The sequence below is a fragment of the Bradyrhizobium erythrophlei genome (genome assembly GCF_042430365.1).
Taxonomy (GTDB): domain Bacteria; phylum Pseudomonadota; class Alphaproteobacteria; order Rhizobiales; family Xanthobacteraceae; genus Bradyrhizobium; species Bradyrhizobium erythrophlei.
The window spans coordinates 24,199-47,800 of the sequence record NZ_JBHMET010000035.1 but is presented as its reverse complement, the minus strand read 5'-3'; the positions used below and the strand labels follow the sequence as shown (position 1 = coordinate 47,800).

Sequence of the window (23,602 nt, the reverse complement as noted above, 5' to 3'; positions counted from 1 at the left end):
ACCGTCGCGTCACCGGGCGGCGCAGTTTGCGCGCGCCATGCACCGCGCCCGCCGCCTCCAAGAGCTCCAAAATGCCGAACAAGATGTTGATCGATGCCACTCACCCGGAAGAGACCCGGGTCGTCGTGGTCCGTGGCAATCGCGTCGAAGAGTTTGATTTCGAGACCGCCCAGCGCAAGCAGCTGCGCGGCAACATTTATCTCGCCAAGGTGACGCGCGTAGAGCCGTCGCTGCAGGCCGCCTTCATCGAGTATGGCGGCAACCGCCACGGCTTCCTCGCCTTCAGCGAAATCCATCCCGACTACTACCAGATCCCGGTCGCCGACCGTCAGGCGCTGATCGAGGCCGATGAGCGCGCCCATCGCGAGGCCGAGGAAGAGCACGAGAGCCGCGGCCACCGCCGCCGTTCGCGTCACCGCAACGCCCGCCGCCGCGGCCATGGCGACCGCGTGCAGAGCGAGGTCGTCGAAGGTGCGAGCCTCGATCCGCAGGCGACGGAGGCCCTTGAGGTCCACGAGCAGCAGGTCGATGCCGAGCGTCATGATCATGAGGTCGTGGCCCACGAAGGTCATGAGCACGACGCGCACGCCCATGATCACGATGATCATGACGATCACGGCCACGATCATCATGACCACGACCACGGTCATCGCCACGAGGACGCGCACGACCATGTCCATGCCGCGAGCGAGGCGCCGGCCGCCGACGCGCAGCCGGACCCGGTCGTTGCCGTTGTCGAGGCCTCGGTTGCGGCAGCAGCGCCCGAAACGATCCAGATTGTCGAGATCAATCATGAGCCCGAACGGGCGCGTGAGGAGCAGGTCGAGGAAAACGCCGCGCACGCCGACGATGCGCCGGCGGTGGCGGACGACGTGATTGCCGGCTCCGATGAGCCGGCGGTTGCTGAGCAGGCTGTCTCCGAGGAGGCCGCGGCGCCGGTCGGCGAACGTGGCGATGAACCCCACGACGACGAAGACGAGGACGACGGCGAGGAAGGCGAGGAAGAGGAAGTCGTCGAATCCGTCGGCGGCGACGACGTGCTCGAGGAAGTTCCGGAGCGCGCGTTCCGCCCGCGCCGCCAGTACAAGATCCAGGAAGTCATCAAGCGCCGCCAGGTGATGCTGGTGCAGGTCGTCAAGGAAGAGCGCGGCAACAAGGGCGCCGCGCTGACCACCTACCTCTCGCTCGCCGGCCGCTACGCCGTTCTGATGCCCAACACCGCGCGCGGCGGCGGCATCAGCCGCAAGATCACTAGCGCGCAGGACCGCTCGCGACTGAAGGAAGTGGTGCAGGATCTCGACGTGCCCGAGGGCATGGGGATCATCCTGCGAACCGCCGGCGCCTCCCGCACCAAGCCGGAGATCAAGCGCGACTTCGAATACCTGATCCGCATGTGGGAAACCGTGCGCGACCTGACCTTGAAGTCGCAGGCGCCGAGCCTCGTCTATGAGGAAGGCTCGCTGATCAAGCGCTCGCTGCGCGACCTCTACAACAAGGAGATCGACGAGATCCAGGTGGCGGGCGAAGCCGGCTACCGCGAAGCCCGCGACTTCATGAAGATGCTGATGCCGGCGAACGTGCGCGCGGTGAAGCAGTATCGCGACGGCCAGCCGCTATTCTCGCGCATGGGCGTCGAGAGCCAGCTCGATGCGATGTTCTCGCCGACCGTGCAGCTGCGCTCCGGCGGCTACATCGTCATCAACCAGACCGAGGCGCTGGTCTCGATCGACGTCAACTCGGGACGGGCCACGCGCGAGCACCATATCGAGGACACCGCGCTCAAGACCAATCTCGAGGCGGCGGAGGAAGTCGCAAGACAGCTCCGGCTGCGCGACCTCGCCGGCCTGATCGTCATCGATTTCATCGACATGGACGAGAAGCGCAACAATCGTGCGGTCGAGCGCAAGCTGTCCGACTGCCTGCGGCAGGACCGCGCGCGGATCCAGGTCGGCCGTATCTCGCATTTCGGCCTTCTGGAGATGTCGCGCCAGCGCATCCGCGCCAGCGTGCTGGAGAGCTCGACCGAGCCCTGCCCGCAGTGCGGCGGCTCGGGTCACGTTCGTTCGGTCTCGTCGGTGGCGCTGCAGCTGCTGCGCGGTATCGAAGAGATCCTGATGAAGGGCGCGACGCACAATCTCGTGGTGCGCACCCGCACCGACGTTGCGCTCTACGTCCTCAACCACAAGCGCGGCCATCTGCGCGATCTGGAAGAAGCCTTCAGGGTGTCGCTCTCGATCGTCGCCGATGCGACCGTCAGCGGCCAGCAGTCCTACGTCATCGATCGCGGCGAGCAGGTGCATACGCTCGAGGCGGCCAAGGCGCTCCTGGCGGCCCAGGCGGCCACCGCCCCGTCGCAGACGGAGGAGCAGGACGACGAGGAAGAGCTGTTCGAGTACGAAGCCGAGGTCGAGACCGAGGAAACCGAGGGGCTTGCCGACGAGCAGGCCGCGGGCGAGGACGCTGGCGCCGAGAGCGAGGGCGAAGGTCAGCGCCGCAGGCGGCGGCGCCGGCGTCGCGGCCGCGGTGGCGAGGCGCGCGACGGCGCGCAGCCGGCGCGTGACGACAGCGACCTCATGCATGTGATGCCGGAGGCGACCGAGGCGGTCGCCGCCGAGGATGGCGAAGGTGACGAGGACGAAGCCGACGAGGCGCAGGGTTTCGCGCGCGGCGACCAGGGCGGCAATGGCGAGCGTCGTCCGCGCCGCCGCGGGCGTCGCGGCGGACGCCGCCGGCGTGGCGGCGGAATGCAGGACGAAGGTCTCGCGGGGTCGATCTCGGACGAGCTCGGACCGACCGCGGAGCCGGAAGCGGTCGACGCCGTCGCCGACTTCGACGGCAGCGCACCGGAGCCGGCCCCTTCGCCGCTGCAGCCCGAGCCAATTGCGCAGCAGCCGGACGAGCAGCCCGTTGAGCCGGTGCCGGCCGAGGCCGTCGCAGAACCGTCGCCCGAGGAGAACCCGGCGGAGGCTGACCGCGCCGCCCGGCGCCGCTCGACCGTGCGCGAGAAGGTCAGCTTCCTGGCCAGCCCGCCGCCCGAGACGCCGGCGCCCGCGCTGGTCGAGACCCCGGCCGAACCCGCGCCCGCCCCTGCCCCCGCGGCCGAGCCCGCTCCGGCAGCCGCAACCGAGGCGCCTGCCCGCAAGGGCTGGTGGTCACGCCGGTTCGGCGGCGGAAACTAGATCGAGGCATCACGTAGGAACCGCCCGGCTCAAACCGGGCGGTTTTGATTTTGAGGCGTAAGGGATGCAAAGTGCAATCGTTCTTGGCGGCGGCATGGTGGGCGTCAGCTCGGCGCTGCATCTGCAGCGCCGCGGCTGGTCGATCACGCTCGTCGACCGCAAGCAACCGGGCCTGGAGACGAGCTACGGCAATGCCGGGATCATCCAGAGCGAGGCCGTGCGTCCCTATCCGATGCCGCGCGATCTCGCCACGCTGGCGAGGATCGCGACCGGTCGCACCAACGATGTGCGCTATCGGTTGGCGTCGCTGCACCGGCACGTCGAGCCGTTGCTGCGCTATTGGTGGAACTCGGCACCGAAGCGGCATCAGGAAGCAACCGCCGCCTGGGCGCGTTTAATCGCTCACGCCACGCCCGAACACGACGTGTTGATCCGCGAGGCCCACGCCGACAACCTCGTCCGTCGCGCCGGCTACCGCCTGCTGCACCGCGACCCCGTCGCGTTCGAGCTCGCGATTGCAAAGGCCGAAGAGAACAGGCGCGACTACGGTGTCCAGTTCCGCGTGCTTGATGGCAGCGAGCTCGCCAGGGCCGAGCCACTGCTACGTGACGATCTTCCCGGCGCCATTCACTGGCTTGGGCCGTGGACGGTCTCCGATCCGGGCGGCCTTGTCGCGGCATACGCCAGATTGTTTCAGCGCCTCGGCGGCAACATCGTCTCCGGCGACGCGCTGACGCTCACGGAGACATCGTCCGGCTGGTCTGTCGAAACGGCCGACGGACGCATCGACGCGGCCAATGCCGTCGTCGCGCTCGGGCCGTGGTCACCCGATCTCATGCTGCGCTTCGGCTATCGCATCCCGCTGGTTCGCAAGCGCGGCTACCACATGCACTATCAAGGCGGCAGCTCGCTCGATCTGCCACTGGTCGATACCGCGAACGGCTATGCGATGGCGCCGATGGCCAAGGGCATCCGCATCACGACGGGTGCGGAGCTGACGAGCCCGGATGCGCCGGCGACGCCGGTCCAGCTCGGCAACGCCGAGGCCGCCGCACGCGGCCTGCTTGATATCGGCACGCGCGTCGAGCCGGAGCCATGGTATGGCACGCGGCCCTGCACGTCGGACATGTTGCCGGTGCTTGGGCCGGCGCCGCGCCACCGCGGGCTCTGGATGAACTTCGGCCACGGCCACCAGGGCTTTACCCTCGGCCCCGCCACGGCACGATTGCTTGCCGAATGCATGAGCGGCGAGACACCGGCCGTGGACCTGACGCCCTATCGCGCCGATCGCTTTGGCGGACATTAGCTCGCCCGCGTCGCCGGCACTGGGCGCCGAAACAGCGAGGGCTGATCGACGATGTCGACCAGCCCTATTGTTTCCGCAGCTGAGGCGCGAGACGCGCCGTTCGATGAGATCGCGCTGATCAGTCCGTCGTCAGCGCGGTCTCCATGTCGGTCGGGTCGATCTGCTTGGCGAGATTGGTATTAAGCTTGTCGCGGTCGAGTTCGCCCTCCCACCAGGCGACGATCACGCAGGCAACGCCGTTGCCGCACAGATTGGTCAGCGCGCGGCATTCGCTCATGAACTTGTCGATGCCGAGCACGATCGCCATCCCCGGCACCAGCCGCGGGTCGACCACCGCGAGCGTCGCCGCCAGCGTGATGAAGCCCGCGCCGGTGATGCCGGAGGCGCCCTTCGAGGTCAGCATCGCCACGACCAGGATCGTGATCTGCTGGGTGAAGCTGAGATCGAAGCCGAGCGCCTGCGCGATGAACAGGGTCGCCAGGGTCATGTAGATGTTGGTGCCGTCGAGGTTGAACGAATACCCCGTCGGGACCACGAGGCCGACCACGGACTTCGAGCAGCCGAGCCGTTCGAGCTTCTCCATCAATGACGGCAGCGCGCTTTCCGAGGACGACGTGCCGAGCACGATCAAGAGCTCGTCCTTGATATAGGCCAGGAACTTGAAGATCGAGAATCCGGCGATCCGCGCGATGATGCCGAGCACCACGAACACGAACAGCGCGGCCGTCAGGTAGAACGTCGCGATCAGCCCCAGCAGGTTGAGGATCGCACCGGTGCCGAACTTGCCGATGGTGTAGGCCATCGCGCCGAACGCACCGATCGGCGCCGCCCGCATCACGATCGAGATGACACCGAACACGGCGTGCGCGGCGTCGTCGATGAAGTTGCGGATGGTGTGGCCGCGCTCGCCGAGGCCCATGATCGCGAAGCCGAACAGCACCGAGAACAGCAGCACCTGCAGGATCTCGCCCTGCGCGAACGCGCCGACGACGGTGTCCGGGATGATGTGCAGGATGAAGTCGACGCTCTTCTGCGCTTCCGCCTGCTTGGCGTAGCCCGCAACCGCCTGCGCATTCGCCGCGGCGTTGCCGAAGCCCGCGCCGGGGCGGATCACGTTGCCGACGATCAGCCCGATCACCAGTGCAAACGTCGAGACGATCTCGAAATAGACCAGCGCCTTGACGCCGATGCGGCCGACCTTCTTGGCATCCTGGATGTGGGCGATGCCCGACACCACGGTGCAGAAGATGATCGGCGCGATCACCATCTTGATCAGCTTGATGAAACCGTCGCCGAGCGCCTTGATCCAGTCGTTGGTGGCAAGGTTGGGCCACAACCAGCCCACCAGTGCGCCGAGCACGATCGCGATCAGGACCTGGACGTAGAGAATCTTGTACCACGGCTTGGCGCCGGCGGCTGCCGGCGCACCCGTGGCAACGGTCGTCGTTGCCATGTATCACTCCCCCTCAGAAGCAGGTTCTAGCCAAGATCAAGTTGGCCGGCCGAGTCAATCGGAACTGACCGGCCTGGCCGCCTTATCCGCGGCGATCGGCGAGCCGCCGCGCAGCCGGCACCAGCGTTGCCCCCAGCGCGTTCTTGATCCGCCCCAGGTTGGGTCTTGAAGATTTGCGGCTATTTAAGCCAATGCGCGATCCGCGCAACCGCTTCCTGCATGTCGTCGGCCGAGCGGGCGTAGGAGAAGCGGATGAACGAGCGGCCGTGAATCGGATCGAAATCGACACCCGGTGTCGCCGCGACGTGCGTCTTCTCCAGCATCTCGCTGGCGAAGGCGAAACTGTCCGAGGTGAAGTCGGAGACGTCGGCATACAAATAGAACGCGCCGTCGGCCGGAAGGAACTTGGTCAGGCCGGCCTTCGGCAGTCCCTCGATCAGGATGCGGCGGTTCTCCTGATAACCGCGCTTGATCGCCTCCATCTCCTCGCGCCCGTCGAACGCAGCTTCGGCCGCGATCTGCGACAGCGTCGGCACCGAGATCGAGAGGTTCTGTTGCAACCGTTCGATCGGCCGTACCAGGACATCCGGCACCACCATCCAGCCGACGCGCCAGCCGGTCATGCAGAAGTATTTCGAGAACGAGTTGATCACCAGCGCCCGCGACGACAACTCGGCCGCGGTGACCGACGGAAAGGCGTAGTCGAGCCCGTGATAGATTTCGTCGGAGATGAAGCGGATGCCGGCACTGTCAGCGGCCGCCATCAGGCTCGACAGCGCCTCGCGCGACATCATCGTGCCGGTCGGATTGGCGGGACTGCCGACCAGCACGCCCTTCAGCGGCGTCTTGCGATGGGCAGCGAGCAGCGCCTCGCCGGTCAGCGCATGACGCGTGTCATTGCTGGTCTCGATCAGCACCGGCTCGCAACCAAGCGCGGTCAGGATATGCCGATACGGCGGATAGCCGGGCACGGTGACCGCGACGCGGTCGCCCGGCTCGAACATCGCGAGGAAGGCCAGGATGAAACCGCCCGACGAACCAGTTGTGACGATGATGCGCTCGGCATCCACCTCACATCGATAGGTCTCGCGATAATGCTGCGCGATGCGGGCGCGCAGCGAGGGAATGCCGAGCGCGGAGGTGTAGTCGATCCGCCCGTCGCGGAGCGCGGCCTGCGCCGCAGCAATCGCGGGTTTCGGCGCCGGTGCGGCCGGCTGCCCGACCTCCATGTGGATAACGTGGCCGCCGGCCGCCTCGATTCGCGCCGCGGCCGCCATCACGTCCATCACCATGAACGGCGGAACGTCGCTTCGTCCGGATGCCGTCAACAGGCTGGTCACACGGTCTCTCACTGTCGCATCACGCATGGATTTCTGCTATTTGACCGGGCCGTCGCCGGATTCAGGTTCCCGCACAGGCGACCGCCCCAGACTGGCCGCATTCGGTGGCTCCTTATAGCGTTTTCGAGCAAAGTGAATACCGGTTCGCGTGAAGAAAAACTGCAAAAACAACCCTCTGGATCACGCGTCCGACCTCGTCGGCACCGGATTCGGAACCTCGCCTTCCGCGGCCCGCCAGCGCCTATAGTCCGCCTCATGCTGTTCCGCCTCGCGCCCCGAACCTGGACCTTCAAACTGACCGCGCTCGCCGCCGCGTTCGCGCTGGCGTTCGGCCCCCTGGCGGCGCAGGCGCAGCAGGGCAAGGGACCGCCGGTGCTGCGCGACACTGAGTCCGAGCAGCTCTTGCGCGAATATACCCGGCCGATCCTGCGCGCCGCAGGTCTGGAGAAGCAGAACATCCAGATCGTGATCCTCAACGACAGCGCGTTCAACGCCTTTGTCGCCGACGGCCGGCGCATCTTCGTCAACTTCGGCGCGCTGATGCAGTCGGAGACGCCGAACCAGATCATCGGCGTGCTCGCGCACGAGACCGGCCACCTCGCCGGCGGCCATCTCGCCAAGTTGCGCGAGCAGTTGGCGCAGGCCCAGACCCAGATGATCATCGCCATGCTGCTCGGCGCCGGCGCCATCGCGGCCGGCGCGCGCAGCGGCACCAATAACGGCCTCACCAATGCCGGCGCGGCCGCGATGTCGGCGCCGCAGGAGGTGATCCGGCGCACGCTGCTGTCGTACCAACGGCAGCAGGAGGAAAACGCCGACCGTGCCGGGGTCAAGTTCCTGACCGCGACCGGCCAGTCCCCCAAGGGCATGTACGAGACGTTCAAGCGCTTCACCGACGAGAGCCTGTTCGCGGCGCGCGGCTATGATCCCTATCTGCAGTCGCACCCGATGCCGATCGACCGCGTGCGGGCGCTGGAGGAGATCGCGCGCACCAGCCCGTATTGGGAGAAGAAGGACGATCCGGCGCTGCAGCTCCGCCACGACATGATGCGCGCCAAGATTTCCGGCTTCATGGAGCGGCAGGAGACCGTCTACCGGCGTTATCCGCTCTCCAACAACAGCCTGCCGGCACGCTACGCGCGCGCGATCACCACCTATCTGCACGGCGATCTGCGCTCTGCGATCGCGCAGATCGACGGGCTGATCCAGGTGCAGCCGAACAACCCCTATTTCTACGAATTGCGCGGCCAGGCGCTGCTCGAAGGCGGCAAGCCGGCGGAGGCGATCGCGCCGCTGCGCAAGGCGGTTCAGCTTTCGGGCAACTCGGCGCTGATCGAGATGCTGCTCGGCCAGGCCCTGGTCGCCAGCGACAACAAGGCCTACACCGACGAGGCGATCAGCATCCTGCGCGCCGCCGTTGCGCGCGAGACCGAGGCGCCGCTCGGCTATACCCAGCTTGCGATGGCCTATGGCCGCAAGGGCGACTACGCCCAGGCCGACCTCGCCTCGGCCCAGGCCGCCTATCTGCGCGGCGACAGCAAGACCGCCCGCGACCTTGCGTCACGTGCCAAGACACGGTTCGCAATCGGCACGCCCGGCTGGGTCAAAGCTGACGACATTGTGAGCGCCAAGCCGCTGCCGGGTCAGAAAAACAACTAGAAATAAACCGTAGTTCGATACAACGATCACCGAAACCGGCTCACAGCCCGGCCGTTATTTCAGACACGGCCGAACAAGGATTTGCCCTATGCCATCGCTCCGCTTTCTTGCTCCTGCCCTGCTTGCGCTCGGCCTTTGCGGCGCGCCGCTCCAGGCGTCGGCCCAGAGCTTCTCCGACAGCCAGCGCAGCGACATCGAGAGCATCGTGCGCAACTACCTGATCGCGCACCCTGAGGTGCTCGAGGAGGCGATGAACGAGCTGAGCAAGCGGCAGGCCGCCGCCGAGGCCGAGAAACATCAGCAGAGCGTTGCCAAGAACGCCGACACGATCTTCAACTCGCCGCGCGGCGTGACGCTCGGCAACAAGGACGGCGACGTCACCTTCGTCGAGTTCTTCGATTACAATTGCGGCTACTGCAAGCGCGCGATGGCCGACATGCTCGAATTGATGAAGGCGGATCCGAAGCTGAAGGTCGTGCTCAAGGAATTTCCGGTGCTGAGCCAGGGCTCGGTCGAGGCTGCCCAGGTCGCGGTTGCGGTGCGCATGCAGGATCCGACCGGCAAGAAATATCTCGACTTCCACCAGAAGCTGCTCGGCGGCCGCGGCGCCGCCGACAAGGCCCGCGCGCTTGCCGTCGCCAAGGAAGTCGGGCTCGACATGGCCAGGCTCGAAAAGGATATGGCGGGACCGGAAGCCAAGGCGACGCTAGAGGAGAATTTCCGCCTCGCCGAATCCATGGGCATGAATGGCACGCCGAGCTACGTGATCGGCAAGCAGGTGGTGATCGGCGCGGTCGGCGTCGACAATCTGAAGGAAAAGATCGGCGTCGCCCGCTGCGGCAAGGCGACTTGCTGATCGCGCCGATTTTCATTCCGAAGCACTGAAAAATCCGGCTGCTGCGCAGCCGGATTTTTTGTTGAGCGAAGCGCGACACTGTTCGACGTTCAACGCTGCGCGCGTGTTCATCGCGCATTCACAAAACAAACCGTGTGGAACCAACAATCACTGGGAACATCACCCATCCTCCCTCGTTGTCGGCGCGGGCAATGCATACACGTGAGGAGAAACTTATGTCTAAACGCTTTCTGATTTCGGTCGCCGCAGCGGCCCTGATCGCAGGCACGGGCTTCGCGAATGCGCAGGGCGCAGGTGGCGCAAGCAAGGACTATCCGGCGACCGGCGGCGCGACCATACAGCACAGCGCTCCTTCAGGTGGCGCGACATCAGGCACGATGGAACACGAGAAGGGCATGAAGGGTTCCGAGCATTCCACCACGGGTCAAGCGCCCGACATGAAGGGTGCGGAATCCGAGAAAGGACAGCCGGGCGCTAGCGGCAAGGCCACCGAGCATGAGACCAAGGGTGGCAAGGACATGAAGGCCGACGAACGCAGCAAGAGCGGCACCGTCGGCGAAACCCGCGAGAAGAGCGGCGGCACCGCCACCGAGAGCCGCGAGAAGAGCAGCGGCATGGAAAAGCAGAAGGGTATGGAGACCCAGAAGGGTACCACCGAGCAGAAAGGCATGGAGACGCAGAAGGGCGCAACAGACACGACCCGACAGCAAACCACGACCGGCAACGCAGCGACGTCGGCGACCGCGGCTCCACCGGCCGAGAAGCGGTCTGAGATCACCACGGCGATCAAGTCGGAGAAGGTGACCGAGGTGACGAATGTGAACTTCAACGTGTCGGTCGGCACGGTCGTGCCGACGAGCGTGCACTTCTATCCGGTTCCCGAACGCGTCGTCGTGATCTATCCGCAGTGGCGCGGCTATGAGTTCATTCTGGTCAAGGGCCGCTACGTGATCGTCGAGCCGCGGACGCACGAGATCGTCTACATCATCGAAGGCTAACCGCCACCCCGGCGCACGGCCGGCCGCTGGGGGCTGCCCTCATCCCGCAAAGCCCCGCCCGACCAGGCGGGGCTTTGTCGCGTCAGGCCCGGGGCCGGCGGGCCCACCGGGAGTTTTCCACAGATGTTGGTTAATGAGCATTTTCCGTGGCTTAGAGCCATGGCCTGACAGGAGAATTGAGCTTGCTGAAGGGCCACGCCAGCCACCTAAAGGCTTTCCCTTCGGGCCGTTGTTACCTATAACCCCGCGATCTAATTCCCCTTTTGCCGGACTCCTGGATGGCCCAAGCCTCTGCCGCGACGATCTATGTGCTCAACGGCCCCAACCTCAATCTCTTGGGGACCCGTGAGCCTGAGACCTACGGCCATGCCACGCTCGCCGATGTCGAGAAGCTGTGCGTGGACACCGCGAAGCAATTCGGCCTGACCGCCGACTGCCGGCAGTCCAATCGCGAGGGCGAGCTGATCGACTTCATCCACGAGGCCCATGCCAAGAAGGCTGCAGGCATCATCATCAACGCCGGCGGCTACTCCCACACCTCGATCGCGCTGCACGACGCGCTGGTTGCGGTGAAGATTCCGGCCGTCGAAGTTCACGTCAGCAACATCCACGCCCGTGAGAGCTTCCGGCATCATTCGTTCACCGCTAAAGCCGCGTTCGCGTCGCTTTGTGGCTTTGGCATCGATGGCTACCGGCTCGCGATCCTTGGCCTTGCCGCCAGGATCGGCGCCAAAGCAAAGACTTAACCGTCAATCCCGACGTTCCCCGTCACCAGACAGAGATTCCGGATGAACACTATGGCGCGCCAGCCAGACGACAAACCAGCCGCAAAATCCAAAAACGACGACAGCGCGCTCATTCGCGAGCTCGCGCTCCTCCTCGCCGAGACCAACCTGACGGAAATCGAGATCGAGCGCGCCGGCCTGCGCGTGCGTGTCGCCCGCAACGTCAGTATTGCCGCATCGGTGCCGGTCGCGCCCGTGCATGCTCCGATTGCCATGCCGGTCGCGGCAGCCCCGGCGGCTGCGCCTGCCGCCGCCGCCGATCTTGCGAAACACCCGGGCGCCGTGCCCTCGCCGATGGTCGGTACCGCCTATTGGGCGCCCGAACCGGGCGCCAAGCCGTTTATCGAAGTCGGCTCGAAGGTGTCGGCCGGCCAGACGCTTCTGATCATCGAGGCGATGAAGACGATGAACCAGATTCCGTCGCCGCGCGCCGGCACCGTGACACAGATCCTCGTCGAGGACGGCCAGCCCGTCGAATTCGGCGAGCCGCTCGTGATCATTGAGTAGAATTCGTCAACCTCAGGCGCTGCGATGTTCGACAAGATCCTCATAGCCAATCGCGGCGAGATCGCGCTGCGCGTGCTGCGCGCCTGCAAGGAGCTCGGCATCTCCACGGTCGCGGTTCATTCCACCGCCGATGCCGACGCGATGCATGTGCGGCTTGCCGACGAGAGCGTGTGCATCGGCCCGCCGCCGTCGAAGGATTCCTATCTCAACGTGCCCGCGCTGCTCGCGGCCTGCGAGATCACCGGCGCCGATGCGGTCCATCCCGGCTACGGATTCCTCTCGGAGAACGCGCGCTTCGCCGAGATCCTCGCCGATCACAATTTGCATTTCATCGGCCCGAAGGCCGAGCACATCCGCCTGATGGGCGACAAGATCGAGGCCAAGAAGACCGCGAAGCGGCTTGGCATTCCCGTGGTGCCCGGCTCCGACGGCGCGGTGACGTCGGAAGACGACGCGATGGCGATCGCGAAGGAAATCGGCTTCCCGGTGCTGGTGAAGGCCGCCGCCGGCGGTGGCGGCCGCGGCATGAAGGTCGCCCACACCGAGGCCGATCTGGCGCTGGCGCTCTCGACCGCGGCCAATGAAGCCAAGTCCGCCTTCGGCGACGCTTCGGTCTATCTCGAGAAGTACCTGCAGAAGCCGCGCCACATCGAGATCCAGATTCTCGGCGACGGCCGCGGCGGCGCCATCCATCTCGGCGAGCGCGACTGCTCGCTGCAGCGTCGCCACCAGAAGGTCTGGGAGGAAGGCCCCTCGCCGGTGCTCGCCGCCGCCGCGCGCGCCAGGATCGGCGAGACCTGCGCCAAGGCGATGCGGGACATGAAGTATCTCGGCGTCGGCACCATCGAATTCCTCTACGAGGACGGCGAGTTCTACTTCATCGAGATGAACACGCGCATCCAGGTCGAGCATCCCGTCACCGAGAGCATCACCGACATTGATCTCGTGCTGGAGCAGATCCGCATCGCCGCCGGCGGCGAGCTGCCCGCGAAGCAGGACGAGGTCGCGATCATCGGCCACGCCATCGAATGCCGCATCAATGCGGAAAACCCGCAGACCTTCCGTCCCTCGCCCGGACGGATCACCCAATTCCATGCGCCGGGCGGCCTCGGCGTGCGGATCGATTCTGCCGTCTATCAAGGCTATGTGATCCCGCCCTACTACGACTCGCTGGTCGGCAAGCTGATCGTGCACGGCAAGACCCGCGGCGAATGCCTGATGCGGCTGCGCCGCGCGCTGGACGAGATGGTGGTCGACGGGATCGAGACGACGCTGCCGCTGTTCCGCGCCCTGGTGCGCGAGCCCGACATCATCGAGGGCGATTACCACATCCACTGGCTGGAGCAGTACCTCGCCGGCCAGCCGGACGAGTCCCCGAAATAGCGGGAACTCCGGTGGAACCGTGCGCCCGGTCAAGCGTTTGATCCGTCTGGGGGCATTTTCCCGGGACGAATCGAAATCCATTTGCTTGGCACGGGCGAGATCATCCTGACGCCTGCTTCACGACAACGCCGCGCGGCTTGGCAGATCCTGCTGCTTGCAGTGGGATTCCTGGTGCTGATCGCGATCAGCGTGGCCTCCGTCCTGCTGGTCAACAAGGCGCGCGAAGACAATGCCCTCGTCGTGCACACGGTCGAGGTCGAGAGCCAGATCGCGAACCTGCTGCTCGAAATCCGCCGTGCCGAGAGCGCCATGCGCGCCTACCTTTTGACCTCGGCACCGCAATATCTCGCCCAGTATCAGAGCGCGGCCGCGGACATTCCTCCAGCCGTCGCGCAGCTCGCCAGAATTACCCGCGACAATCCGGTCCAGGCCACCAACGTGACCAAGCTGAAGGAGGCGGTCGCCCAACGACTCGCCGAATTTGCGCGCGGCGTCGATGCGGTCAAGAACGGCGACATCGCCGCCAACGTCGATGTCTTGCGCAACGACAGCTCGACCGACGCGGTGCAGACGATCGCGGACATCTCGCGTGCGATGCGCGCCGAGGAGGACCGGCAGTTCGCCATGCGAACCGCCCGCGCCGATCAAACCCAGATCCTCGCCTCCTCCGTCACCATCGCCGGGTCCTGCATGGTGATCTCGCTTGCCGCGCTTGCGGTGTTCCTGCTGCGCCGGTCGGCGCGGGTCCGCAATGAGGCCGAGGCGAAGCTGCGCGACATCAACGTCACGCTGGAGGCGACCGTCAACGAGCGCACCGCCGATCTGCGCGAGGCCAACGACGAGATCCAGCGCTTTGCCTACATCGTGAGCCACGACCTGCGTTCGCCGCTCGTCAACATCATGGGCTTCACCAGCGAGCTCGACGAGCTGCGCGGGGATATTTTCCGGCGCATCGCCGCCTTGGGCCGCACCGCCGCGCTCGCCCCGGCGACGCCGGACGACGCGACCATCGCCGCCGAGCCCGAGCTCGAGGGCGACGACAAGCGGCTGTCGGACGATTTCAACGAGTCGCTCGGCTTCATCAAATCGTCGATCGCCAAGATGGATCGCCTGATCTCGGCGATCCTCAATCTCACCCGCGAGGGCCGGCGCGAGTTCATGCCGGAGCGGATCAACGTCACCGAGCTCATCGAGGGCGTTTCCAGGACGGTCGCCCATCAGGCCGCCGCGGCCGACGCCACGATCAGCGTTGGCGCGCTGCCGAATATCGTCAGCGACCGCCTTGCGCTGGAGCAGATCTTCTCCAATCTGATCGACAATGCGCTGAAATATCTCAGGGACGGCGTACCCGGCAACATCGCGATCCAGGGCCGCAGCAAGCTTGGCTTCGCGATCTTCGAGATATCAGACAATGGCCGCGGTATCGATCCGAAGGACCATCAGCGCATCTTCGATCTGTTCCGCCGTGCCGGAACCCAGGACAAGCCCGGACAGGGCATCGGCCTCGCCCATGTCCGCGCGCTGGTGCGCCGGCTCGGCGGAACGATGGCGGTGGCCTCGGAGCTTCACCACGGCAGCACGTTCACGATAACGCTGCCGATCAACTGGACAGGAAAAGATCGGGACAAGGCATCATGAGCAATCCAGTCACCATCATCATGATCGAGGACGATGAAGGCCATGCTCGCCTGATTGAACGGAATATCCGGCGCTCAGGTGTCAACAATGAGATCGTGCCGTTCACCAACGGTACGGCGGCCGTCAACTACCTATTCGGCAAGGATGGCGCGGGCACCGAACGCAAGGGCCAGGCCTTGCTCATCCTGCTCGATCTCAATCTGCCCGATATGACCGGCATCGACATTCTGAAGCGGGTCAAGGAAAACAAGTACCTGAAGTCGACGCCCGTGGTGGTGCTGACCACGACCGACGACTCCCACGAGATCAAGCGCTGCTACGAACTCGGTTGCAACGTGTACATCACGAAGCCCGTGAACTACGAAAGCTTCGCCAACGCGATACGCCAGCTCGGCCTGTTCTTCTCCGTCATCCAGGTTCCGCCAGCCGCCACATGATACCAGCGACGCCGACCCTGCTCTATATCGACGACGACGCGGCGTTGGCGCGCCTGGTCGAGCGCGGCCTGACGCGCCTCGGCTTCAAGGTCGCGCATGCCGCGAGCGGCCAGCAGGGCCTCGATCGTCTCGCCGAGGGCGGGATCGACGTCATCGCGCTCGATCAGTACATGCCCGGCCTCGACGGACTGGAGACGCTGGAGCAGATCATGAAAATCCCGGATGCGCCGCCGGTGGTGTTCGTGACGGCCTCGCAGGATTCCGCGATCGCGGTCACCGCGCTCAAGGCCGGCGCCGCCGACTATCTGGTCAAGGACGTCAGGGGCGAGTTCATTCCCCTGCTCCAGGTCGCGGTCAACGGCGCGATCCGGCAGGCCGCGATCCAGAAGGCGCGCGACGAGGCGGAAGCCGAGGTCCGCGCCTCGCGCGACCGCTATGCGGCGCTCGCGGCCGAGCGTGAGGTGCTGCTGCGCGAGGTCAATCACCGGGTCGGCAACTCGCTGCAGATCATCGCCTCGCTGTTGCATCTGCAGGCCAACTCGGCTGCGCAAGAGGACGTCAAGGCCGCGCTGACCAACGCCATGGGCCGCGTCGCCGCGGTCGCGCAGGTGCACCGCCGCCTCTACACCTCGCAGGATTTCAAGACCGTGATGCTCAACCAGTATCTCGAGGCCCTGCTGGAGGATCTGCGCCGGTCGGCCGAGGGCAACAGGATGTCGCGGCTGACGCTACGGGCCGCCCCGATCGAGATCGATCCGGACCGCGCGGTGGCGATCGGCATCATCGTCAACGAGCTGGTGATGAACGCGGTGAAATACGCCTATCCCGACGGCGCCGGCCCGATCCATGTCGAGCTCAAGCCCGAGGGCGACGACCTCCTGCTGTCGATATCGGACGACGGCGTCGGCATTGGCGACACGACCGACCCGCGCGGCACCGGCATGGGCCAGCGCATCGTCACCGCGATGGCCTCCAAGCTCGACGCCAGCGTCGAGCGCGATCCCGCCCACCAGCAGGGCACCCGTGTGCTGCTGCGCTTCCGCCGCGCCGCGCCGCCGCCGCAGGCCCACGCCCCGGCGAAGTAGGCGACCGCCCCGTACTAGCCCATCTGCAGCCAGGGCAGCACGATCAACAGCAGTCCGGCGAAGTAGATCACCCCGAAGATCAGGCCGAACTTCCAGAAGTCACCCTTCCCGATATAGCCGCTGCCGTAATACATCGGCGCCGGTCCCGTGGCGTAGGGCGAGATCACGCCCATCAGCCCCAGCGAATAGACGCACATCAGCATCAAGGTCGGCATGGACAGGCCCGGAATGCTGGAGCCGACGGCGAGCACCACCGGCAGCACGGCGGCGGTGTGCGAGGTGATGCTGGAGAAGAAATAGTGGACCCAGAAGAAGAACGAGACGAGCAGGATCATCCCCATCGGCGGGGACATTCCGGCGAGCGGCTTGGCATAGCCCTCCGCCACCCATTTGATGAAGCCGATCTCGTTCAGCCCCGACGCAAGTGTCAGCAGTGAGGTGAAGTAGAAGAACACCTCCCAGGCGCTCTTCTCGGCGACGATGTCCTCGAATTCGATCACGCCGGTCAAAAGCATCAGCGAGATCACGACGAACACCACCGTGGTGGCGTTGATGAAGTTGGAGCCGAGCACCGGCAGGTTAATGTTGGGATTGGAGCCGCAGATCCAGAAGAACATCGCCAGCAGCACCAGCACGGCCATGATCCATTCATGGCGCGACGGCGGCCCCATTTTCGCAAGCTCGCCCTTGCTCCACGCCACGATCTCGGGGCTCTCTTTGATCTCGGGCTTGCAGACGATGTAGCTGAGCAGCGGCACCAGGATCAGGAGCAGGATGCCGAGCGGCGCAAAGCCGATGAACCATTGCGACCAGCTGACCTCGACATTGACGATCTTCTTGGCGATCGAGAGCGCGGCCGCGTTCGGCGCCAGCGCGGTCAGGAACAGCGAGCTCGTGACCGCTGTGGTCGCGAACGCCGTCCACATCACGAAAGTGCCGATTTTGCCCGCAGTCGGTCCCGGCTCGGAACCATAGATGCGCGGGATGTTGCTGACGATCGGATAGATCGTGCCGCCCGAGCGTGCGGTGTTCGACGGCGTCGCCGGCGCCAGCACGAGATCGGAGAGCGCCACCGCATAGCCGAGCCCGATGGTGCGGCGGCCGAGCGCGCGCACGAGCAGCAGCGCGAGGCGCCGGCCGAGCCCGCTCTTGCGGTAGCCGATCGAGAACACGAAGGCGCCGACGATCAGCCAGACCGTGCTTTCCGAGAAGCCGCCGAGCATCCAGCGCAGCGCCTTGTTCGGATCGTGCTCGACATAGCCGCTGACGCCGGCAACCGTCAGCCCGATCAGGCCGACCGCGCCGACCGGCATCGATTCCAGGATCAGGCCGGTGATGACGGCGGCGAACACCGCAAAATAGTGCCACTGATTGACGTTCAGCCCCGCCGGCACCGGGATCAGATAGATCACGAGCCACACGACCAGCGGTGCAAGCGTTCTCCAGGAGATCTTCAAGCCGCGCCCCCTCCGTTTCGACCCTCGTCAAGCGTGCCGCCGCCATGTCCCGAGCGGGGCCGCCATTTTCATTGCAACGTAGCATAGCGTCGCCGTTCCGCCCTACGGCGTGCGACCTAACCGCGCGGCTTTTGGATGAACCGGTGCCCCCCGTCAACACCACGGGAGGTGCAAAGCGGCCATCGCAACGCGGCGCCGGCTTTGCTATCCTTTCCGCCCATGACATCGCGCGACTCCGCCTCTTCCGAAATCACGCCCGAAGTGCTGTTGCGCGCCTATGCATGCGGCATCTTCCCGATGGCGGAGAGTGCCGACGATCCGACCCTGTTCTGGGTCGAGCCGGAACTGCGCGGCGTGATCCCGCTCGACGGCTTCCGCATCGCCTCGCGGCTGGCGCGGACCGTTCGCTCAGATGCCTTCACGGTCACCGTCGACACCGCGTTCAAGGCGGTCATCGCCGGCTGCGCGGCGCCGCAGGACGGACGCGACGACACCTGGATCAACAAGCGGATCCGCGATCTCTATATCGGGCTGCATGTGTCGGGCCATTGTCACAGCGTCGAGGTCTGGGAGGACGACAATCTCGTCGGCGGCCTCTATGGCGTCAGCCTCGGCCGCGCCTTCTTCGGGGAAAGCATGTTCCACACTGCGCGCGATGCCTCGAAGGTCGCGCTGGTGCACCTGGTGGCGCGCCTGATCGCGGGCGGCTACGAACTGCTCGACACGCAATATGTGACCGAGCACCTGAAGACTTTCGGCGCGATCGAAATCCCGCGCCGCCGCTATCGCGCCCTGCTCGACAAGGCGATCACGGGCGTGTCTGCGGATTTCCACAAGCTCGAGGCGACGCAGCCGGTCAATGGCGCGGACGCGCTTGCGATCATCGCCGAGCGCAATTAGTCCCCCGTAGCCCGGATGGAGCGCAGCGCAATCCGGGGCAGATCCATCCGCGGACAGAGGACCCGGATTTCGCTATCGCTCCATCCGGGCTACATCGTCGCAACTAATTCCCGAACAACCCGCCGAACAATCCGCCCGGCCGCTGCTGTTGCGGCGGCGGAGGTGGCGGTGGCGGCTGTTGCTGGAATTGCGGCTGCGGCGGCGGACGCGGCGCGGCCTGCTTCGGCGCCGGCGGACGCTTCTGGGCCGGCGGCGGCGGCGTCGGCTGCTTCGGCGGATCGGGTGCTGCCGTCACGATGGTCTGGTCAGGCCCTTTGCAGTCAACCAGCCAGATGTCGTAGATCGGGTGCTCGACGCCGTGCAGGCCTGGGCTCGCGGCGAACATCCAGCCCGAGAAGATCCGCTTCACCTCGCCCTGCAGCGTGATCTCGTCGACCTCGACGAAGGCGTCGGTGTTGGCGGCTTCGGTCGAGGGCCGCGTGTAGCAGGCGTCGGTCTTTACGCGCAGCGCGCCGAACTGCACGGTCTCGCCGATATCCTCGTCGAAATTGATGATGCGGCCGGTGACCTTGTCGAGACCGGAGAAGCTCGCCTTCTTGTTGGTGATCTTGGTCGACGGCGGCTCGGTTACGACCTCGTCGCCCGGCTGCAAGGTTGCAGACGTCGGCGGCACGCCCTTGGGCTGAGCCTGCCCGGGCCGCTGGCCGGCAGGCGCATTGGCGACATTGGGCGCCCCGGGCTGCGGCGGCTGTACGGCGACGCCGGGCTGGTTCTGCGGCGCGACCGTCGTGCCGGGCGGCGGCGCCAAGGGCTGCGATTGCACACTGCCCGGCGGCGGCAAGCCGGCGCCCTGCTGCGGCGGAGGCGGCAGCGGACGGTTCGGTGTCGGCAGCAGCCGGCCGCGCGGCAGCTCCGGCACTTCCTCGTCGTCATCGCTGGGTGGCTGTACCTGCCCGCCACGCGGGATCGCGCCGGGCGGGCGTGGCGCGGGATCGGAGAAAATCGTGCCGATCTGCGCGCGCGCAGGCGGCGCAAGCGAGACGGTTGAGGCGGCGATCAAGGCCGCAAAGCCAGTCAGGGCAATGGTTCGAAACATCTCGCGGGCTTCAAGGGGCGAATCGGGCTCGCGACAGTTTACCTTTATATCGGCCGCTCGCAGGTCCACCGGTTAACACGGCGAATACGGCGGGGAAAGGGCGGCTTAGCCCCCTTCCCGGCCAGCGGTCTGCACTGGTCAGCCCCTGGAACACATGGGATAGTCTCGCCCCTGAGCTCGCGCGGCCCCCGCGCGGAAACGAGGAAAATCCGGCACTGAACCGGACCAGCCAGAGGAAACCCCATGCCCGATCGGATCAGGCTTGATGGCCGGGTCACCGGCGCTGCCGGTGTCATCGGAACCGCAACGATGCAGCTCCTCGCCGAGCGCGGTGCGCGGATTGTCGCAGTCGATCGCCGCGAGGCCGACCTGAAGACCGCGATCAAGGACCTGCCGGCCTCGGCGGAGGCGCTCGCGGTCGCAGCCGACGTCACCCGGGAGGACGAGGTCAAGGAGTATGTCCGTGCCGCCGTCGACAGGTTCGGCACCATCGACGCCTTCTACAACAACGCCGGCATCGAGGGCGACATCAAGCCGATCCCGGACTATCCGTTGGAGAGTTTTCGCCGGGTGCTCGACGTCAACGTCGTCGGCGTCTTCCTCGGCATGAAGTACGTGCTGCCCGTGATGCTCAAGCAGAACAAGGGCAGCATCATCAACACCGCCTCGATCGCCGGCCTCATGGGCTCGCCGATGATCGCGGTCTACAGCGCGAGCAAGCATGCGGTGATCGGGCTGACCAAGAGCGCGGCCTGGGAATGCAGCGGCACCGGCGTGCGCGTCAATTGCGTTTGCCCCGGCATGATCGACAGCCGGATGCTCTCTACCATCCTGCAGGGCCGCAGCGGCGGCAACGCACCGCCGCCGACCGACAAGATCGTCGACCGCATCCCCGCCCGCCGGCTCGGCCTCGCCAGCGAGGTCGCTTCCATCGTCGCGTTCCTCGCCTCCGACGAGGCTAGCTACGTCACAGGCTCCGCCTACACCGTCGACGGCGGCCGCACCGCCGCCTGACGTCCCAATCCAGCAGCAACAGAAAGAAGGTTGTCGTAATGCCCGTTGTTCTCGATGCCGATGCCGCCGCCGTCTACAAGGCGTTCCAGGAAGCCGGCCGCCCCGCCTATGAGACGCTGACGGCCCCGGAAGCGCGCGAATACTACCGGGCTGCGCGCCTCGTCAGTAACCCCGAGCCACCCGCGCTTCACTCGAGCAAGGAGCTTTCGATCCCCGCGCCGCACGGCGCGATCCCGGCGCGGATCTACACGCCGAAGACGCTGCGCAAGAGCAATGGGCTCGCACCGTGCCTGGTGTTCTACCACGGCGGCGGCTGGGTGATCGGCGACCTCGATACCCACGAGGTGGTGTGCCAGAAGCTCGCCCATGAGGGCGAGCTGATCGTGATCTCGGTCGATTATCGCCTGGCGCCCGAGCACCGTTTCCCCGCCGCCGTCGATGACGCCATCATCGCCGCGAAGTGGGTTGCGGCCAACGCGAAAGAGCTTGGCATCGATGCGTCACGCCTGATCGTCGGCGGCGACAGCGCCGGCGGCAACCTCGCAGCCGTCGTCGCGCTCGCCGCGCGCGACGGCGACGGGCCGAAGCTCGCAGGCCAGCTCCTCGTCTATCCCGCGACCGAATTCTCGCGGAAGCATCCATCGCACCGCGAGCCCGAGACCAGCATCCTCCTGACGCATTCGGTGATCGGCTGGTTCGGCGATCACTATCTCGGCGGTGCGGATTCGAGCGATTGGCGCGCCTCGCCGGCGCGGGCAAAAAGCTTTGCGGGGCTGCCGCCGGCCTATGTGCTGACCGCCGGCGCCGATCCGCTGCGCGACGAAGGCGACGAATACGCCAAATTCCTGAAGGAGGCTGGCGTGAACGTGACCTACCGCCATTTCCCCGGCCAGTTCCACGGCTTCTTCACCATGGGCAAGCTGCTCAACCAGGCCAACATCGCGGTTTCAGAGATCAGCGCCTGGCTGAAGGCGTTGGGCTGAGGGGCGATCGACTTGTCGCGCAAGTGCGATTGACCGGACGCTTGCCGGCGTCCGGTCAATCGATGATCCCGCGGCCTTGCGGCGATAGCGCGCCTTGAAGTTCCGGCTCGCCTCGCGATAGTGCGCGCTGGCCGGCTGCTTCACACCCGGCCGGCAGCCTCCAGCCGTCGGGATCGCCTTGCTCGCACCTGTCCTCGTCTTCGGTATTCCGCTCGATTTCTTCCTGTTCGGACTGACGCTGCTCGGCGTCGCGATCTTCCATCACCACACGCTTGCGGTGGCGTTGACGGGACTTGCGGCGATCGTCGCCTACAAGCTCGTGTTCACGGGCTTCGCGAAATTCGGCCCGGGCCTGCCTGGCCTCGCGCACCACATGGAGCATGAGTGGGTCACGCTTGCGAACCTGTTCCTGCTCCTGATGGGATTTGCGCTGCTGTCGCGCCATTTCGAGGAAAGCCGGATCCCGGACGAGATGCCGGCGCTGCTGCCCGATGATTGGAAGGGCGGCCTGATCCTGCTCGTGATCGTGTTCGTGCTGTCGGGTTTCCTCGACAATATCGCAGCCGCTCTGATCGGCGGAACAGTCGCCCGCCACGTCTTCCGCGGCCGCATCCGTCTCGGCTATCTCGCCGCCATCGTTGCGGCGTCCAACGCCGGCGGCGCGGGTAGCGTCGTCGGCGACACCACGACGACGATGATGTGGATCGACGGCATCAGTCCGCTCACTGTGGTGGAAGCCTATGTCGCCGCCGCCGTCGCCATGCTGGTCTTTGCTGTGCCGGCCTCGCTGCAGCAGCATCGTTTCTCCCCGATCGTGAAGAACGCGCCGTCGGGCCTGACGGTCGACTGGACGCGCGTCGCGATCGTGGCCGTGATCCTGCTTGCCGCGCTCGCCGCCAATGTGACGGCCAATCTGAAATTCCCCGCGCTGCTCGACGCGCTCCCGGTGCTGGGGTTCGCGGTGTGGTGCGCCATCCTGTTGACCGCCGTGTTGCGCCGGCCGGACTGGTCGGTGATGCCGGAAACCTTGAAGGGCACCGTGTTCCTGCTCGCGCTGGTGACGGCGGCCTCGATGATGCCGGTGGAAAAGCTGCCGGTTGCGTCGTGGCAGACCGCGCTCGGCCTCGGCTTTGTCTCCGCGGTGTTCGACAACATTCCCCTGACCGCGCTCGCGCTCAAGCAAGGCGGCTACGATTGGGGCTTCCTCGCCTACACCGTCGGGTTTGGCGGCTCGATGGTCTGGTTCGGCTCGTCCGCCGGCGTCGCCGTCTCCAACATGTATCCGGAGGCCAAATCCGTGGTGCGGTGGATCACCCAGGGCTGGCCGGTCATCATCGCCTATGTCGTCGGCTTCTTCGTGATGCTGGCCCTGCTCGGCTGGCATCCCGACGCCCCGCACTGACGCCGGCAGATGGCGAAGCTGCTATGGTGCAGCGCACAATCGCTTACTTCAAAGTTGTGGAAAAACGAGACAAATCCGTTGACATTGCTAAACTCCATTCGCCGTAACAACTTATGGAGCGTTC

The 23,602-nt window shown here is 65.9% G+C and carries 19 protein-coding genes; 15 read left to right on the top strand and 4 right to left on the bottom strand.

Annotation, left to right across the window (positions count from 1 at the left end; all coding sequences use genetic code 11):
* Positions 1 to 71 precede the first annotated feature (71 nt).
* Together ACFFWD_RS05125 and ACFFWD_RS05120 are read left to right on the top strand one after the other, a co-directional pair.
* Positions 72 to 3,179: an Rne/Rng family ribonuclease gene (locus tag ACFFWD_RS05125; protein ID WP_376962113.1), complete on the top strand. Its 3,108-nt coding sequence runs from the start codon at positions 72 to 74 to the stop codon at positions 3,177 to 3,179.
* 64 nt (positions 3,180 to 3,243) lie between these two features.
* Positions 3,244 to 4,485, top strand: coding sequence for an NAD(P)/FAD-dependent oxidoreductase (locus ACFFWD_RS05120; RefSeq protein ID WP_376962111.1), 1,242 nt, complete (start codon positions 3,244 to 3,246; stop codon positions 4,483 to 4,485).
* Between the two features lie 118 nt (positions 4,486 to 4,603).
* Here the strand turns inward: ACFFWD_RS05120 and ACFFWD_RS05115 are convergent, their stop codons facing one another.
* Complete coding sequence (locus tag ACFFWD_RS05115) at positions 4,604 to 5,938, bottom strand: dicarboxylate/amino acid:cation symporter (protein WP_376962109.1); 1,335 nt, start codon at positions 5,936 to 5,938, stop codon at positions 4,604 to 4,606.
* Between the two features lie 179 nt (positions 5,939 to 6,117).
* On the bottom strand, positions 6,118 to 7,305 hold the full coding sequence (locus ACFFWD_RS05110) for a pyridoxal phosphate-dependent aminotransferase (protein ID WP_376962107.1): 1,188 nt from the start codon (positions 7,303 to 7,305) through the stop codon (positions 6,118 to 6,120).
* Between the two features lie 228 nt (positions 7,306 to 7,533).
* On the opposite strand from ACFFWD_RS05110, the gene ACFFWD_RS05105 reads away from it, so the two are divergent.
* From ACFFWD_RS05105 to ACFFWD_RS05065, 9 genes are all read left to right on the top strand, one after another.
* Positions 7,534 to 8,937, top strand: a complete 1,404-nt coding sequence (locus tag ACFFWD_RS05105; protein ID WP_376962105.1) for a M48 family metalloprotease — start codon at positions 7,534 to 7,536, stop codon at positions 8,935 to 8,937.
* 88 nt (positions 8,938 to 9,025) lie between these two features.
* Positions 9,026 to 9,793 carry a DsbA family protein gene (locus tag ACFFWD_RS05100; RefSeq protein WP_376962103.1) on the top strand — a complete coding sequence of 256 codons (768 nt, stop codon included), beginning with the start codon at positions 9,026 to 9,028 and terminating at the stop codon, positions 9,791 to 9,793.
* A gap of 215 nt (positions 9,794 to 10,008) precedes the next feature.
* Positions 10,009 to 10,791: a DUF1236 domain-containing protein gene (locus tag ACFFWD_RS05095; RefSeq protein ID WP_376962101.1), complete on the top strand. Its 783-nt coding sequence runs from the start codon at positions 10,009 to 10,011 to the stop codon at positions 10,789 to 10,791.
* 278 nt (positions 10,792 to 11,069) lie between these two features.
* Entirely contained in the window at positions 11,070 to 11,537 is a 468-nt protein-coding gene (gene aroQ / locus ACFFWD_RS05090; protein ID WP_376962099.1) for a type II 3-dehydroquinate dehydratase, read from the top strand.
* A 51-nt stretch (positions 11,538 to 11,588) separates the two neighbouring features.
* Positions 11,589 to 12,083 (top strand): acetyl-CoA carboxylase biotin carboxyl carrier protein, encoded by a 495-nt coding sequence (gene accB, locus ACFFWD_RS05085; protein ID WP_376962097.1) that lies wholly within the window; start codon positions 11,589 to 11,591, stop codon positions 12,081 to 12,083.
* Positions 12,084 to 12,107: 24 nt separating this feature from the next.
* Positions 12,108 to 13,466 carry an acetyl-CoA carboxylase biotin carboxylase subunit gene (gene accC, locus ACFFWD_RS05080; RefSeq protein ID WP_376962095.1) on the top strand — a complete coding sequence of 453 codons (1,359 nt, stop codon included), beginning with the start codon at positions 12,108 to 12,110 and terminating at the stop codon, positions 13,464 to 13,466.
* A 105-nt stretch (positions 13,467 to 13,571) separates the two neighbouring features.
* Positions 13,572 to 15,104 carry a sensor histidine kinase gene (locus ACFFWD_RS05075; protein ID WP_376962131.1) on the top strand — a complete coding sequence of 511 codons (1,533 nt, stop codon included), beginning with the start codon at positions 13,572 to 13,574 and terminating at the stop codon, positions 15,102 to 15,104.
* Positions 15,101 to 15,541: a response regulator gene (locus ACFFWD_RS05070; protein ID WP_376962093.1), complete on the top strand. Its 441-nt coding sequence runs from the start codon at positions 15,101 to 15,103 to the stop codon at positions 15,539 to 15,541. The genes ACFFWD_RS05075 and ACFFWD_RS05070 overlap by 4 nt, the downstream gene beginning before the upstream one ends.
* Complete coding sequence (locus ACFFWD_RS05065; protein WP_376962091.1) at positions 15,538 to 16,626, top strand: sensor histidine kinase; 1,089 nt, start codon at positions 15,538 to 15,540, stop codon at positions 16,624 to 16,626. Before ACFFWD_RS05070 ends, ACFFWD_RS05065 begins: the two co-directional genes overlap by 4 nt.
* 14 nt (positions 16,627 to 16,640) lie before the next feature.
* On the opposite strand, the gene ACFFWD_RS05060 is transcribed toward ACFFWD_RS05065, so the two are convergent.
* Positions 16,641 to 18,083: a DASS family sodium-coupled anion symporter gene (locus ACFFWD_RS05060; RefSeq protein ID WP_376962089.1), complete on the bottom strand. Its 1,443-nt coding sequence runs from the start codon at positions 18,081 to 18,083 to the stop codon at positions 16,641 to 16,643.
* Between the two features lie 219 nt (positions 18,084 to 18,302).
* Between ACFFWD_RS05060 and aat the strand changes: the two genes are divergently transcribed.
* The gene (gene aat, locus ACFFWD_RS05055) at positions 18,303 to 18,983 is read left to right on the top strand and encodes a leucyl/phenylalanyl-tRNA--protein transferase (RefSeq protein WP_376962087.1); all 681 of its coding nucleotides are present in this window, start codon (positions 18,303 to 18,305) and stop codon (positions 18,981 to 18,983) included.
* 103 nt (positions 18,984 to 19,086) lie between these two features.
* Here aat and ACFFWD_RS05050 read toward each other — a convergent pair whose 3' ends face one another.
* Positions 19,087 to 20,079: a DUF2155 domain-containing protein gene (locus ACFFWD_RS05050; RefSeq protein ID WP_376962085.1), complete on the bottom strand. Its 993-nt coding sequence runs from the start codon at positions 20,077 to 20,079 to the stop codon at positions 19,087 to 19,089.
* Between the two features lie 243 nt (positions 20,080 to 20,322).
* Between ACFFWD_RS05050 and ACFFWD_RS05045 the strand changes: the two genes are divergently transcribed.
* The 3 genes from ACFFWD_RS05045 (at position 20,323) to ACFFWD_RS05035 (ending at position 23,478) form a co-directional block, all read left to right on the top strand.
* Positions 20,323 to 21,093: an SDR family NAD(P)-dependent oxidoreductase gene (locus ACFFWD_RS05045; RefSeq protein WP_376962083.1), complete on the top strand. Its 771-nt coding sequence runs from the start codon at positions 20,323 to 20,325 to the stop codon at positions 21,091 to 21,093.
* Between the two features lie 38 nt (positions 21,094 to 21,131).
* A complete protein-coding gene (lipP1, locus tag ACFFWD_RS05040; RefSeq protein ID WP_376962081.1) occupies positions 21,132 to 22,076 on the top strand; it encodes a LipP1 family hormone-sensitive lipase in 945 nt (314 codons plus the stop codon).
* A gap of 178 nt (positions 22,077 to 22,254) precedes the next feature.
* Positions 22,255 to 23,478: a citrate transporter gene (locus ACFFWD_RS05035; RefSeq protein ID WP_376962079.1), complete on the top strand. Its 1,224-nt coding sequence runs from the start codon at positions 22,255 to 22,257 to the stop codon at positions 23,476 to 23,478.
* Positions 23,479 to 23,602 lie beyond the last annotated feature (124 nt).